The organism is Polaribacter litoreus (assembly GCF_054584775.1).
The window spans coordinates 149,228-164,382 of sequence record NZ_JBTLRD010000008.1 but is presented as its reverse complement, the minus strand read 5'-3'; the positions used below and the strand labels follow the sequence as shown (position 1 = coordinate 164,382).

General features: G+C 29.8%; 15 protein-coding genes. 13 read left to right on the top strand and 2 right to left on the bottom strand.

The window, feature by feature from the left end; all coding sequences use genetic code 11:
* Positions 1–90: 90 nt before the first annotated feature.
* Positions 91–2,289 carry an endonuclease MutS2 gene (locus ACW9UN_RS09145; RefSeq protein ID WP_459485951.1) on the bottom strand — a complete coding sequence of 733 codons (2,199 nt, stop codon included), beginning with the start codon at positions 2,287–2,289 and terminating at the stop codon, positions 91–93.
* Positions 2,290–2,371: 82 nt separating this feature from the next.
* Between ACW9UN_RS09145 and ACW9UN_RS09140 the strand changes: the two genes are divergently transcribed.
* Positions 2,372–3,037 carry a uracil-DNA glycosylase gene (locus ACW9UN_RS09140; RefSeq protein WP_459485950.1) on the top strand — a complete coding sequence of 222 codons (666 nt, stop codon included), beginning with the start codon at positions 2,372–2,374 and terminating at the stop codon, positions 3,035–3,037.
* A gap of 30 nt (positions 3,038–3,067) precedes the next feature.
* Positions 3,068–3,682: a LysE family translocator gene (locus ACW9UN_RS09135; RefSeq protein ID WP_459485949.1), complete on the top strand. Its 615-nt coding sequence runs from the start codon at positions 3,068–3,070 to the stop codon at positions 3,680–3,682.
* Positions 3,683–3,762: 80 nt separating this feature from the next.
* Here ACW9UN_RS09135 and ACW9UN_RS09130 read toward each other — a convergent pair whose 3' ends face one another.
* Complete coding sequence (locus tag ACW9UN_RS09130; RefSeq protein ID WP_459485948.1) at positions 3,763–4,338, bottom strand: hypothetical protein; 576 nt, start codon at positions 4,336–4,338, stop codon at positions 3,763–3,765.
* Between the two features lie 415 nt (positions 4,339–4,753).
* On the opposite strand from ACW9UN_RS09130, the gene hisG reads away from it, so the two are divergent.
* The 11 genes from hisG to ACW9UN_RS09075 all read left to right on the top strand — a co-directional run bounded on the left by hisG (position 4,754) and on the right by ACW9UN_RS09075 (position 14,777).
* A complete protein-coding gene (hisG, locus tag ACW9UN_RS09125; protein WP_459485947.1) occupies positions 4,754–5,611 on the top strand; it encodes an ATP phosphoribosyltransferase in 858 nt (285 codons plus the stop codon).
* A 169-nt stretch (positions 5,612–5,780) separates the two neighbouring features.
* Complete coding sequence (gene hisD, locus ACW9UN_RS09120) at positions 5,781–7,064, top strand: histidinol dehydrogenase (RefSeq protein ID WP_459485945.1); 1,284 nt, start codon at positions 5,781–5,783, stop codon at positions 7,062–7,064.
* Positions 7,065–7,103: 39 nt separating this feature from the next.
* Positions 7,104–8,159: a histidinol-phosphate transaminase gene (gene hisC / locus ACW9UN_RS09115; RefSeq protein ID WP_459485944.1), complete on the top strand. Its 1,056-nt coding sequence runs from the start codon at positions 7,104–7,106 to the stop codon at positions 8,157–8,159.
* Positions 8,159–9,295, top strand: a complete 1,137-nt coding sequence (gene hisB, locus ACW9UN_RS09110; RefSeq protein WP_459485943.1) for a bifunctional histidinol-phosphatase/imidazoleglycerol-phosphate dehydratase HisB — start codon at positions 8,159–8,161, stop codon at positions 9,293–9,295. Before hisC ends, hisB begins: the two co-directional genes overlap by 1 nt.
* Before the next feature lie 79 nt (positions 9,296–9,374).
* A complete protein-coding gene (gene hisH, locus ACW9UN_RS09105) occupies positions 9,375–9,956 on the top strand; it encodes an imidazole glycerol phosphate synthase subunit HisH (RefSeq protein ID WP_459485942.1) in 582 nt (193 codons plus the stop codon).
* Between the two features lie 33 nt (positions 9,957–9,989).
* On the top strand, positions 9,990–10,268 hold the full coding sequence (locus tag ACW9UN_RS09100; RefSeq protein WP_459485940.1) for a GIY-YIG nuclease family protein: 279 nt from the start codon (positions 9,990–9,992) through the stop codon (positions 10,266–10,268).
* A 44-nt stretch (positions 10,269–10,312) separates the two neighbouring features.
* On the top strand, positions 10,313–11,074 hold the full coding sequence (gene hisA, locus ACW9UN_RS09095) for a 1-(5-phosphoribosyl)-5-[(5-phosphoribosylamino)methylideneamino]imidazole-4-carboxamide isomerase (protein WP_459485939.1): 762 nt from the start codon (positions 10,313–10,315) through the stop codon (positions 11,072–11,074).
* Positions 11,071–11,979: an ABC transporter substrate-binding protein gene (locus tag ACW9UN_RS09090; protein WP_459485938.1), complete on the top strand. Its 909-nt coding sequence runs from the start codon at positions 11,071–11,073 to the stop codon at positions 11,977–11,979. Before hisA ends, ACW9UN_RS09090 begins: the two co-directional genes overlap by 4 nt.
* Entirely contained in the window at positions 11,979–12,734 is a 756-nt protein-coding gene (hisF, locus tag ACW9UN_RS09085; protein WP_459485937.1) for an imidazole glycerol phosphate synthase subunit HisF, read from the top strand. Before ACW9UN_RS09090 ends, hisF begins: the two co-directional genes overlap by 1 nt.
* A gap of 96 nt (positions 12,735–12,830) precedes the next feature.
* A complete protein-coding gene (gene hisIE, locus ACW9UN_RS09080; protein ID WP_459485936.1) occupies positions 12,831–13,430 on the top strand; it encodes a bifunctional phosphoribosyl-AMP cyclohydrolase/phosphoribosyl-ATP diphosphatase HisIE in 600 nt (199 codons plus the stop codon).
* A 21-nt stretch (positions 13,431–13,451) separates the two neighbouring features.
* Positions 13,452–14,777, top strand: a complete 1,326-nt coding sequence (locus ACW9UN_RS09075) for an MFS transporter (protein WP_459485935.1) — start codon at positions 13,452–13,454, stop codon at positions 14,775–14,777.
* Positions 14,778–15,155: the final 378 nt, after the last annotated feature.

Sequence of the window (15,155 nt, the reverse complement as noted above, 5' to 3'; positions counted from 1 at the left end):
CTTTAAAAATAAGAAAATTAATAGAAGTAAAAATTTTTTACTTCATAAACATTAAAAAAAAGTACAACTTATTTTGATAAAAAAACCAAATTATTTAGCTTTCTCTACAAGCTCTAGTTTGGCTAGTGTTGTTTTAGTGGTAAAAACACCATAATTAATTGTTACATTTTTTCGGTCTATTTTATCAATAGTACCAACAGAATTTGAGTCGATAATTCTTACCTTATCGTTCACTTTAAAAATATATTCAGATTTTGCTTTGGCAATTTTAGCCTCTTCTATTTTCTTTACTTTTCGTACTTCAACTACTTTTTCTAAAACCTCTTTTTCTACTTTTTTTATGGTTTCCTGCATTTGCTTTTTCACAATTTTTGCTTTTTGCTTTTGCGATTTGGTTTTTGGCTGTACAGGATTTTTTTTGACATGCTTTACTTTTTCATCAGCCACCCATTTGTTAAAACTTATATTTAACTCCTTTTTATTGTTGGTCTGAAAGTATTTGTTTAAAAGCTCATTTAATTTTCTCCCTAAAGACAACATTTTTTGATTCTGATCATACAATTCTTGAAAACCCGCTAATTTCTCTTGTATGCGTTGTTCTTTTTCTTGCAAACTCTCTAAATGCTCTTGGCCTTTTGTTTTTTGTTTTTCTAAGCTATCAGAATTTTTTTGCAGTCTATTTCTTTCTTTTTGTAATTTAGAAATCGTTTTATCCAAACGAACTTTTTCAGTCTCCACGCGCTTTTTAGCTTTGTTAATTAAACTAAAAGGAATTCCGTTTTTCTGTGCTACTTCAAAGGTAAAAGAGCTACCTGCTTGCCCTACAAATAATTTGTACAAAGGCTCTAAAGAACGTTCATCAAACTGCATATTTGCGTTAGTAACATTTTCTAATTCGTTAGCTAGCACTTTTAGGTTAGAGTAGTGGGTGGTTATAATACCAAATGCTTTTTTGTTATAAAATTCTTCTAAAAAAATTTCAGCTAATGCTCCTCCTAGTTCTGGGTCAGATCCTGTACCAAATTCATCAATTAAAAACAAGGTGTTTTCATTACATTTTCGTAAAAAGTAACGCATATTTTTCAAACGATAACTATAAGTACTTAGTTGATTTTCAATAGATTGATTATCTCCAATATCCGTTAAAACAGTATCAAAAATATAAGTTTCACTGCGTTCATCAACAGGAATTAAAATACCACTTTGTACCATAATTTGCAGTAAACCAATGGTTTTTAAGGTAATACTTTTACCTCCCGCATTTGGCCCAGAAATAACAATTATTTGTTGTTTATCATGTAAAGTAATGGTTTGAGAAACAGTAGTAATGTTTTGTATTTTATTTTTTTTCCATAAAACAGGATGGTAAGCATTTTTAAAAAATATTTTTTTCTTTTTGGTTATTTTTGGCAAAACTGCATTCATTTCTAAAGCATATTTTGCTTTGGCGCCAACAGCATCAATATGAATTAGAAATTCGATATACTCTCTTAATAAAGAAACCAAAGGTCTAATTGTGTCTCCTAAAGCTCGTAAAATTTTTACAACTTCTTGTTTTTCTTCGTACACTAAATTTTGATATTCTCTACTGTATGCCAATGTGGCTTGCGGAGCAATATATACAATACTACCAGATTTTGATGATCCTAATAAACTACCAGCAACTTTTCTTCTATACATGGCAGAAACAGCTAAAACACGCTGATTGTCTATAACAGTTTCTTTAATATCATCTAAATATCCTGCTGCACTAGCTTTTGATAAAGCTGATGAAAAACTGGAGCCTATTTTACCACGAATATTGTTAATATCTCTTCTTATTTGCTTTAATGTAGGTGATGCACTGTTTTTAACTTCACCAGATATATCTATAATTTTCTTAATTTCATCATTTATATAAGTGGTAAATTCTATTTGTTGTGAAAGTGTAAAAAAGGTAGGAAACTGAATTTGAAACTTCTTGAAAAACTTAATTAATTCATTTACAGTTAATGAGGTGGTGGCTATTTTTAAAAATGCTTCAGTTTCAATAAAACTATTTTCTATGGCCAATCGTTTTACACTTTCTGTGATATTATCAAAACCATGATTCGGAATTCTATTTTCGCTCTCAAAAGAAGCCAAATACTCATCTACAAGATGCAACTCTTTAAAAAGCTGTTTTCTACTACCAATTGGTTTTGTTTCAAATATGCGTTCTTTTCCTAAACCAGAAATACAAAACGTTGAAATGTGTTGTAAAACTGTCGAAAACTCTAAATCTTGAAGTGTTTTTTCTGAAATATTCAATTTTGTATCTTTACGAACTTATAAATCCTCTTCGGCTTTTAAATCTCTCGAGGTCTTTAATTCGTCACAAAAATAATAAACAATGCAAGTAAAAATAGCTGATTCTTGGAAAAATATTTTACAGCCAGAATTTGAAAAACCCTACTTTTTAGAACTAGTAAATTTTGTAAAAAAAGAGTACGAAACGCATATTTGTTACCCTAAAGGAAATGCCATTTTTGCGGCTTTCGATTTTTGTGCTTTTAATGATTTAAAAGTAGTAATTATTGGTCAAGATCCTTATCACGGACCAAATCAAGCCAATGGATTGTGTTTTTCTGTAAAAGATAATATTTCTCATCCACCATCATTAATTAATATTTTTAAAGAAATCTCTAACGATTTAAACATAGAATATCCAAAAAGTGGAAATTTAGAAAAATGGGCAAAACAAGGCGTTTTATTATTAAATGCTACGTTAACAGTAAGAGCACATGAGGCTGCTAGTCATCAAAATAAAGGTTGGGAAACTTTTACAGATCAAGTAATTCAGCAAATTTCAAATCAAAAAGAAAATATTGTTTTTTTACTTTGGGGAGGATTTGCGAAAAAGAAAAAAAAGTTAATAGACACCAAAAAACATCATGTTTTAGAATCTGGTCATCCATCACCTTTAAGTGCAAATAGAGGGTATTGGTTTGGTAACCAGCATTTTTCTAAAACAAATTTGTATTTAAAGTCAATTGACAAAAATCCAATTAATTGGTGATGTTTAACAGCGTAAATAAAACACCAATTCATGTTAGAAATACTTTTGTCTTTTGCACTTGCTACTGCTGTGTTGGCATTGTCTCCAGGGCCAGATAATATTTTTGTGTTGACGCAAAGTATTGTAAATGGAAGAAAGTTTGGTTTAGCAACTGTTTTTGGTTTAATTTCAGGCTGTTTGGTACATACCACTTTATTGGCTTTTGGTGTTTCAGCGATGATAAAACAATCAGAAAATTTATTTTTTGCCATCAAATTATTTGGAGCCATTTATTTGTTGTTTTTGACTTATAAAGTATACAAATCAGATGCAAACATTGTTTTATCCCATAAAAATGTTGCAGAAAAAACAACCACACAATTATTTAAACAAGGGTTTATTATGAATGTGTTAAACCCTAAAGTATCTATTTTCTTTTTGGCTTTTTTTCCTGGGTTCTTATTTTCTGATCATCTTTCAATAGTTATACAATTTTATGTATTGGGAGGTGTTTTTATGATGGTTTCTTTCATCATTTTCTCTACAATTGCCATTTTAGCAGGTGCAATTTCTAATACAATAAAAGAAAATCAAAAAATCGCATTGTATTTAAAATGGATGCAAATTGTGGTTTTTTTAGCTATTGCTGTTTTTATTTTGGTATAGATTTGCTAAGGTAATTGGTCATAAATATATTTATAATTTTTATGTCAGTTAGTTAAAATATTGTTGATTTGTAGTTTATGCTACAAACTTAAACTGTTGGGTTTGCAAGTTATTTCAAATGTCTTTTTAAATATCTGATTATTTATTGGATAACTACATCTTATTCCATTTCCATCAATTATCTCAAAATAAACATTATATATACCTGAATTAGAAAGCTCTTTTTTGGGTATTGTCATTTTAAACATAACATGATTTTCTTTTGAATTTTCTGAAATACCAAAGCTTTTTTCACAGGTTGCTCCCGAGTTAAAGTAACATGTTGAGGAACTATTATTTGAAAACATTATAGATTTACAGACTTCATAAGTATTCTTTTTTGAAAATGGAGAAAAGAACCTATCTATCAAAGAATCTACTTTTTGATTATTGTTAAAATCAACCCAAATTTGGTAATAATCAACTTTTGGCCATTTGCCATGTATATCGTTTGATTTGTCTCCAATGAGATCAAAAGAGAATTCAATAGTATCTTCTTTACATTGATATGAAATTACATGTAAATTATTTCTCACTAAATCAGTTTTATTTTCAATTACAGATAATTTAGAAAGAAAGATTAAAATATATAAATAGCTTTGATAAGGAATAATCATTTTTTTAATTTAATTTTCATTCGTGTGTTAGTTTTTAAACTTCGGTTTTAAGCAGGGCAGTTTGAACTACCCCTGTTCAAAGTTAAAGATTTCTCTTATCTTAATTAATGTATCAACAAACAAAAAAACATCTTTTTAAGAAATAAAATTCAACAAAAAACCAAATCTTGATAAATATTATAAACCGTCAAAAATATATCGATTATCATTTGGAAGTTATTGCATAATATTAAGATATTTGTACAAATAAAAAAAGTAATGAACTTTATTCAAACACATCACCATCATTTTTACAATTGCTCTCAAGCGATTTAAAAATGTATTGAATAAAATCAAGATATTTATAAACCTGTTTGAGCAAATCAAACAGGTTTTTTAATTTTAAAACCAATTTGCTCAAACCAAACTAAAAAAAATGAGTAACTTAAGAATTGCAGTACAAAAATCAGGAAGATTAAACGAAGATTCAATGCGAATCTTAAAAGACATTGGTATTTCTATCGATAATGGAAAAGACCAATTAAAAGCAGCTGCAAGAGATTTTCCTGTAGAAGTTTTTTATCTTAGAAATGGCGATATTCCTCAGTATTTAAAAGACGGAGTAGTAGATGCAGCCATAATTGGCGAGAATGTTTTAATTGAAAAAGGAAACGATATTCAGTTTGTAGAACGTTTGGGTTTTTCGAAATGTAAAGTTTCTATTGCTGTGCCAAAAGAATCAAATGCTAGTTCATTAAAAGATTTGGCAGGCAAACGAATTGCAACTTCTTACCCAGAAACTGTAAAAAAGTTTTTAAAAGAACAAAATATTGATGCTCAGTTACATAAAATTAATGGTTCAGTAGAAATTGCACCCAATATTGGTTTAGCAGATGGTATTTGCGATATCGTTTCTAGTGGAAGTACACTATTTAAAAACGGTTTAAAAGAGATTGAAGTTTTATTAAAATCGGAAGCAGTTTTAGCGGTTTCACCTCAAATTAACGAAGAAAGAAAAGCAATTTTACAGAAAATACAATTTAGAATTCAGTCAGTTTTAAAAGGCAGAAATTCCAAATATATATTGCTAAATGCACCAAATGATAAATTAGAAAGTATCTTAAAATTGTTACCAGGTATGAGAAGTCCTACTGTTTTGCCTTTGGCAGAAAAAGGTTGGAGCTCAGTGCACACTGTAATTTCTAAAAACGAATTTTGGGAAATCATAGACGAATTAAAAGCCAATGGAGCAGAAGGTATTTTAGTATGTCCAATCGAAAAAATGGTGCTTTAATTTTCCTGCAAGGTTTTAGCAACCTTGTAGGTATAAATGAACAAGATAAATAATTTTTTGGGCGTTTTAACGGGCTTTCATTACTCGCTTTTTTTGAGAAAAACAAAAAAGAGCTCAAACAAGCCATTCAATCCCTAACGCTCACGCAAGTTTATAGAATTTAATCATTATGAAAATTATCAATAATCCATCTAAAGAAACTTGGTCTCAAATTTTAGAAAGACCAACAAAAACAGTTGATGATATAGAAGGTATAGTAAATGAAGTTTTTGCTGATATTCAGAAAAATGGAGATCAAGCTGTACAAAAATATACAGCCAAGTTCGATGGTATTTCTTTAGAAAACAATATTGTTTCAGAAGTAGAAATTGCAGAAGCTATAAATTTAGTTTCAGAAGATTTAAAAGCAGCTATACAATTAGCAAAAGAAAATATTACTAATTTTCATAAAGCTCAAAAAACAGAAAAAGTTTTTGTAGAAACTGCAAACGGAGTAGAATGTTGGCAAGAAAAAAGACCAATTCAAAAAGTAGGTTTGTACATTCCTGGAGGTACAGCACCTTTATTTTCTACAGTTTTAATGTTGGCTGTTCCTGCTCAAATTGCAGGCTGTAGCGAAATTGTTTTGTGTTCTCCACCAAATGCAGCAGGTAAAATTAATCCAGCTATTTTATACACAGCTAATTTATGTGGTGTAACTAAAATTGTAAAAGTTGGTGGAATTCAAGCCATTGCCGGTTTTACATTCGGAACAGAAACTATACCACAAGTGTATAAAATTTTCGGACCTGGAAATCAATTTGTAACGGTTGCCAAACAATTAGCAACTAAATTTGGGGTGGCAATAGATATGCCTGCAGGACCAAGTGAATTGTTAGTAGTTGCAGACAATGCTGCAAATGCAAGTTTTGTGGCATCAGATTTATTAAGTCAGGCAGAACATGGAGTAGATAGTCAGGTTATTTTAGTTTCCACATCAAAAGAATTGATTAATGAAGTTGAAAAAGAAATAGAAAAACAATTAGCAGTATTACCAAGAGTAGAAATTGCCCAAAAAGCCATTGCCAACTCTAAATCTATTTTAGTTGAGAATGATGAAGTTGCTTTAGAATTAATCAACGAATATGGACCAGAACATTTTATTGTTTGTACCAATAATAATGATTTTTATGTAGATCATATTGCAAATGCAGGCTCTGTTTTTATTGGCAATTATACACCAGAAAGTGCAGGAGATTATGCGTCTGGTACAAATCATACTTTACCAACAAATGGATTTTCTAAAGCCTATTCAGGTGTAAATTTAGATAGTTTTACAAAAAGTATTACTTTTCAAAAAATATCTAAAGAGGGGATAAAAAATATTGGAAATGCCATAGAATTAATGGCAGAAGCAGAAGGTTTAAATGCACATAAAAATGCAGTTACATTGCGTTTAAAAGATTTAAAATAAGATGTAACACAAAGGCAAACTTTACAGTCTTTTAAATATATGAAAGCAAATTTTAACATACAAAATCTCGTTAGAGAAAATATCAAATCTTTAAAACCATATTCATCTGCAAGAGATGAATATAAAGACATCAGTAATAAGGATATGATTTTTTTAGATGCCAATGAAAACCCTTTCGAAAATGGCGTAAATCGTTATCCAGATCCACAACAAATTAACGTAAAAAAAATATTAGCAGAAATAAAAGGGATTGACACTCAACATATTTTATTGGGTAATGGAAGTGATGAAGTTTTAGATTTATTATTTAGAGCCTTTTGTGAACCCCATGTAGATAATGTAATTACATTGCCACCAACTTATGGAATGTATGGCGTTTTAGCGAATGTAAATGCTATAGAAAACAAACAAATATTATTAAAAGATAATTTTGAACCTAATGTAAAAGCTATTCTTAGTGAATGTGATGTAAGAACTAAAATTCTGTTTTTATGTTCGCCTAACAATCCTACAGGAAATACTTTTAACGAAAAAAGTGTTCACGAATTATTAATTCGTTTTAAAGGTTTAGTAGTTATTGATGAGGCATATATCGATTTTTCTCAGCAAAAAAGTTGGCTAAAAAAATTGAATAAATTTCCGAATTTAATTATTACGCAAACCTTATCAAAGGCTTATGGTTTAGCAGGTATTCGTTTGGGGGTTTGTTACGCATCAAAAGAAATCATTCAAATATTAAATAATATAAAACCTCCTTACAATGTTAACGAATTAACGCAACAAAGAGCAATAAGTAGATTGCAAAAGATTGATGAAATAAATAACGAAATTGCACAGTTAATCAGCGAAAGAAAACGCTTAAAGCAAGAGTTAGAATGTTGCGTAAGTTTTATAGAAAAAGTATATCCTTCTGATGGTAATTTTTTATTATTAAAGGTTGATGATGCCAACAAACGTTACCAACAGTTGATAGAATATGGAGTAGTAATTCGTAACAGAACAACACAACCATTATGTAAAAATTGCTTAAGAATTAGTGTTGGAGTTTGCGAAGAAAATCAAAGATTAATTAGAGCTTTAAAATCATTACAATAATGAAAAAAGTATTATTTATAGATAGAGATGGAACTCTAGTTTTAGAACCACCTGTAGATTATCAATTAGATAGTTTAGAAAAGTTAGAGTACTATCCTAAAGTATTTCAATACATGGCAAAAATTGCCTCAGAATTAGATTACGAATTGGTAATGGTTACCAACCAAGATGGTTTGGGTACAGCTTCTTTTCCTGAAGATACTTTTTGGCCAGCTCAGAATAAAATCATTGCTGCATTCGAAAAAGAAGGCGTTGTTTTTTCTGAAGTTTGTATCGATAAAACTTTTCCGCATGAAAATGCTGAAACCCGTAAACCAAGAACAGGCTTATTAACCAAATATTTTTCTGAAGATTATGATTTAGAAAATTCATTTGTTTTGGGTGATCGAATTACAGACATGGAATTAGCTAAAAATCTTGGAGCAAAAGGGATATTTTTATCAGAAAATCCGGAGTTAGGTGCAGATGAAATTGAAACTTCTAAACAAGAAATTTTAAATTGTATTGCTTTAACGTCTACAGATTGGAAAGCCATTTACGAGTTTCTAAAACTAGAAGATAGAGTTTCTGAAATTACCAGAAATACCAATGAAACTAAAATTTACATCAAACTAAATTTAGATGGTTCTGGGAAAAATGATATTGATACAGGTGTTAAGTTTTTCGATCACATGTTAGATCAAATTGGTAGACATGGAGCTATGGATTTAACTGTAAAAGTTGATGGTGATTTAGAGGTTGATGAACACCATACCATAGAAGATACTATGATTGCTTTAGGTGAATTATTTCACAAAGCATTAGGTAATAAATTAGGCATAGAACGTTATGGTTTTTGTTTGCCTATGGACGATTGTTTAGCGCAAGCAGCAGTTGATTTTGGTGGTAGACCTTGGCTAGTTTGGGATGCAGATTTTAAACGAGAAATGATTGGAGACATGCCCACAGAAATGTTTTTACACTTATTTAAATCGTTTACAGATGGTGCAAAATGTAATTTAAACATAAAAGCAGAAGGAGTAAACGAACATCACAAAATAGAAGGAATTTTTAAAGCATTTGCAAAAGCTATGAAAATGGCAGTAAAAAGAGATGCTAATAAGATGTTTTTACCATCTACAAAAGGACTTCTTTAGTTGATAGATGATAATTTTTAGTCGTTAGTTTTTTTTTGAACCATCAACCAAAAACTATCAACCAAAAACCAATAGAAAAATGAAATTAGTGATTATAAATTATGGAGCAGGTAACATAAAAAGCATTCAATTTGCCTTTAAACGTCTGGGGATTGATGCTGTTTTATCGAATAATATTGATGAAATTAAAGCTGCTGATAAAGTAATTTTTCCAGGAGTTGGAGAAGCAAGTTCTGCTATGAAAATGTTACAAGAAAGTGGTTTAGATAAAGTAATACCTACTTTAACACAACCAGTTTTAGGTATTTGTTTGGGCATGCAATTGATGTGTAATTTTTCTGAAGAAGGAAATACTAAAGGCTTAGGAATTTTTGATGTTGAAGTAAAACGTTTTTCTAATGATGTAAAAGTGCCTCAAATGGGATGGAATGTAATTTACAACCTAGAGTCTGAATTATTTGCTGGCATTAAAGAAAAAGAATTTATGTATTTGGTGCATAGTTTTTACGCAGAAGAATGCGCAGAATCAATTGCAACTACAGATTATGAAATCGAATATGCATCAGCATTAAAAAAAGATAATTTTTATGGAGTGCAATTTCATCCAGAGAAGTCTGGAATTATAGGTTCAAAAATTCTTGAGAATTTTCTGAACCTATAATTCCATTCTGAACTTGTTTCAGAAACTTTTAAAATGAAAAAATATTATTGTTACATATTATCAAATAAAAATAGGTCAGTTTTATATGTTGGTTATTCAGAAAATCTAAAAAAAAGAATCTGGCAGCATAAAACAGGAAATGGAGCATTATTTACAAAAAAATATAATGTTATTGATTTAATTTATTTTGAAGAATTTGAAACATCAAAATTAGCGAGAAATAGAGAAAAACAGTTAAAAAATTGGCACAAAGAATGGAAATGGAACTTAGTTAAGCTATCCAATCCTAAATTATTAAAAATAGAAATATAAAAAAGGCCCTGAAACAAGTTCAGGGTTGATTAACAAGTAAATCAATGCGTATAATTCCAGCCATAGATATCATAGAAGGAAAATGTGTTCGTTTAACAAAAGGCGATTACAATACCAAAAAAATATATAACGAAAATCCGTTAGAAGTTGCTACAGCATTTGAAGCAGCAGGAATCGAATATTTACACGTTGTAGATTTAGATGGCGCTAAAGCAAGCCAAATCATCAATTATAAAGTGTTAGAGCAAATTGCTACCAAAACCAATTTAAAAATTGATTTTGGAGGTGGATTAAAGTCTGATAAAGATTTAGAAATTGCTTTTAATTCAGGCGCAAATCAAATTACTGGAGGCAGTATTGCTGTTAAAAATCCACAAATATTTGAAAGTTGGATTGCTAAATATGGTTCAGAGAAAATAATTTTGGGAGCCGATTTTTATCCTGATGCAACAGGAGGAAAAATTGCTACAAATGGTTGGCAAGAAGAAAGTGCTTTAGAGTTGATTCCTTTTATTTCTGATTATCAACAAAAAGGAATTCAGTATGTAATTTGTACAGATATTTCTAAAGATGGTATGTTGCAAGGCCCAAGTTTTGATGTTTATAATGATATTTTAAGTAAAACTGTCATTTCGAACGGAGTTGAGAAATCTCTAAAACTTATTGCGTCTGGAGGAATTTCTAAATTCGATGAATTGCCAAAACTAGCGGAAAATGGTTGCGAAGGCGTAATTATTGGTAAAGCGATTTATGAGAATAAAATCAGCTTAAAACAATTAGAGAATTTTATAATTAATAAACAATGAAAAAACTAACTTTAGCATTAGATTGGACACCAAATATTAACCATATTGGTTTTTTTGTAGCCAAAGAAAAGGGGTTTTATAAAAGTTTAGGTATTGATTTAAATATAGTTGATCCTTCTGTTGATAATTACCAGATTACACCAGCAAAGAAAGTTGAATTAGAACAAGCTGATTTTGCATTGTGTCCTACAGAAAGTGTTATCAGTTATCAAACTAAAAAAAAATCATTTGATTTGGTAGCAATTGCAGCAGTATTAAAAGAAGATTTAAGTGCAATTGTTGTTAAAAAAAAATCAGAAATCACTTCGCCAAAAAATTTAGATGGCAAAATTTATAGCTCTTACAAAGCAAAATACGAAGACGGTATTGTAAAAGAAATGATTAAAAATGATGGTGGATTTGGAAATTTAAAAATTACTTATCCAGGTAAATTGGGCATATGGAATACTCTACTAAATGGAGGTTCAGATGCAACTTGGATTTTTCTAAATTGGGAAGGTGTTGAAGCTGAAAATTATAAAGAAGAACTGGCTTATTTTAAAATGAAAGAATTTGATATTCCTTATTCGTATTCTCCAGTAATCGCATCAAGTTTATCAAAATCTATAAAAAACAAACAAGCCGTAAAAGATTTCTTAAAAGCAACCAAAAAAGGTTTTTTATACTGTAAAGATAATCCAGAAGAATCATCAAAAATTTTATCGAAATTCATTTCAACTTCTGATCAAAAAATCAATTTAGATAAAGCTTTAGCCATAAGTAGCCCATATTTTGGAAACACTTTAAATTGGGGAAGGTTAGATGAAAATGTAATCTCTAAATTTATAGATTGGATAAAGGATAAAAATTTAGAAGAGAGTACAATCAATACAGCAACCATTTTTACAAATCAATTTTTAGAATAATGCTAACAAAAAGAATAGTACCTTGTTTAGATATCAAAAACGGAAGAACTGTAAAAGGGGTAAATTTCGTGAATTTAATTGATGCTGGAGATCCTGTGGTTTTAGCAAAACAATATGCAGATTTAGGTGCAGACGAATTGGTTTTTTTAGACATTGCAGCTACTTTAGAAAATAGAGGAACTACTTTAGATATGGTTTTAAAAGTGGCAGAACAAGTAAATATTCCGTTTACAGTTGGTGGTGGAATATCTTCTGTAGAGCATGTAGATGCCTTATTAAAATGTGGTGCAGATAAGGTTTCTATAAATTCATCCGCAGTAAAAAGGCCAGAATTGGCAAGTGAATTGGCAGATAAATTCGGAAGCCAATGTGTGGTTGTTGCAATTGATGCAAAACAGATTGATGGAGAATGGTTTGTGCATTTGGCAGGAGGTACAATACCAACAGATATTAAATTATTTGATTGGGCAAAAGAAGTGGAAGAAAGAGGAGCAGGAGAAATTTTATTTACTTCTATGAATCATGATGGTACAAAAGCTGGTTTTGCAAATGAAGCTCTGGCACAGTTATCAGAATTGGTAAATATTCCGATTATTGCTTCTGGTGGAGCAGGAACAATTCAGCATTTTGCAGATACTTTTATTGATGGGAAATCTGATGCTGCTTTGGCTGCTAGTGTTTTTCATTTTGGTGAAATACCAATTTTAGAATTAAAACAAGCATTAAAAGAACAAAATATACCTGTAAGATTGTAGTGTCATTACGAGGAAGAATGACAAAGTAATCTTATTAAATAAACAGATTGCCACAGCAAATTATCATTTGCTTCGCAATGACAGAAAAATAATATTATGAATATAGATTTCAATAAAAATAACGATGGTTTAGTACCTGCCATCATTCAAGATGCAACGACAAAAAATGTGTTGATGTTGGCATATATGAATGAAGAAGCATTCAACAAAACCAAAGAAACGAATTTGGTAACTTTTTTTTCTAGAACTAAAAACAGGTTATGGACTAAAGGTGAAGAAAGTGGCAATGTGTTGAATTTAGTGGATATGAAACTAGATTGTGATAATGATACTTTATTAATTCAGGTAAATCCAAAAGGGCCAACTTGCCATAAAGGATCAGATACTTGTTGGAACGAAGAAAATAATTCGAATTTTGGTTTCTTTTCTACTTTAGAAGATGTGATTAAAGAACGCGTTGAAAATAAGGATACTAAGAAATCTTATGTGGCGAGTTTGTTTGCAAAAGGGATTAATAAAGTAGCACAAAAAGTAGGAGAGGAGGCTGTAGAAACAGTTATTGAGGCTATGGATAATAATGATGAGTTATTTTTATACGAGTCAGCAGATTTACTATTCCATTATTTAATGTTATTACAAGCCAAAGGATTTACTTTAAAAGATATTGAAGCCGAATTAAAAGGCAGACATAAATAAATTTTACTACTGTCATTCCTTTTGAAAAATCCAAATAGATATTCGTTTATAAAGCCCAAAAAAATTCCGTTTTTTTACGGTTATGTAGTTTTATTTTTTGGAAGTATTGGAGTGTTATTTAGTATTCCTGGTCAAACTGTAGGAGTTTCTGTATTTACAGACCCTGTAAAAGACGCATTAGGCTTAACAAGAAATCAGTTTAGTAACGCATATATGATAGGCACTTTATTAAGTGCTTTTTTTGTAACCAAAGCAGGGAGATTGTTTGATAAATTTGGAGCAAGAATGGTAGGCTTTTTTGCTGCTTTTGTTTTAAGTTTGTCATTGGTGTTTTTTTCATTTTCTGAAATTATTAGTAAAACAATTCAAAAATTGTTTCATTCAGAATCTTGGCTAATACCATTTATTTTATTGTGCTTTTTGTTTTTTTTAGTCCGTTTTTGTGGCCAAGGTGTTTTAACAATGTCTTCTAAAAACATGATTATGATGTGGTTTGATAAACATAGAGGCAAGGTAAACTCTGTTAGTAGTATTGCTATTTCTTTAGGATTTTCTAGCTCACCAATGTTTATAAATTATTTAATTGATAATAATGGATGGGAATTTAGCTGGCAAATATTAGCACTTTGTTTGTTGCTTTTTAGCTTCTTAGTGTTACAGTTTTACAGAAATAAACCAGAAGATTTTGGGATGCTTCCAGACGGAATTAAGAGCGATACAAAGCAGAAATCGATTGATAAATCTGTTGAAAAAAACATCACCTTACAAGAAGCAAAAAAAACAAGGGCTTTTTGGATGTTTGGTTGTGCTTTGGCTTTTAGTAGTTTTTTAATAACGGGTTTTACGTTTCATGTAATTTCAATTTTTGAATCAAATTCATTTACAAGAGAAGAAGCAATTTCAATTTTCTTACCCATTTCATTAATAGCCATTACAGTTTCAACAATTGCTAATATTTTAAGTGATTATGTTGCACATAAAATTTACCTATATCTAATGATTTGTAGTGGTTTTTTAGCTTCATACGGACTGTTAATTTTAGAAAATTCAAACGGAATTTATTTTTTAATAGCAGGTTTAGGAATGTATAGTGGTTTATTTGCTGTGGTAAATGCTGTAACTTGGCCAAGATATTATGGCAGAAAATTTTTAGGAGAAATTACTGGTAAAGTAGCTAGTTTTTTGGTAATTGCAAGTGCAATAGCTCCTACTTTATTTAGTTACTGTTTTACTTCTTTTGGCGATTATAAATTTATAAGTTACCTCTTACTTCCTTTTTTAATTTTTATGTTTTTTGCGGCATTTAAAGTTCAAAATCCGCAGGTGAGTTTATCAAATCTAAAGTAACTATATACACATCTTTTTGTAGTATTTTTGCTTTTAGTCAGGCGTAAAAACGCATCACAAAAATACCTTCTTTTTCTCTTATTACCCAATCAAAAGAATTGGCTACTTTTTTATGAAATTATCAGAAGTTACAATTTCGGGGTTTTTATAGTAGGTTTCAATAAGTGTAAAAAAAGCAATTACTTTAATAAAAATATGATGTTTTATTTTGTTTAAGATAGATTCTTTGAGCTCTTTTCTAATTTCAAATAACGTATAAAGTTAATCGTAAAAAGTGTATGTAATGCTCTTAAATCAATTAAATTTTAACGCATTTCAAAAATACATCATATTTAACTTTTATAAAATTCTTTTAACAGCTCATTAACTGTGAAGCCT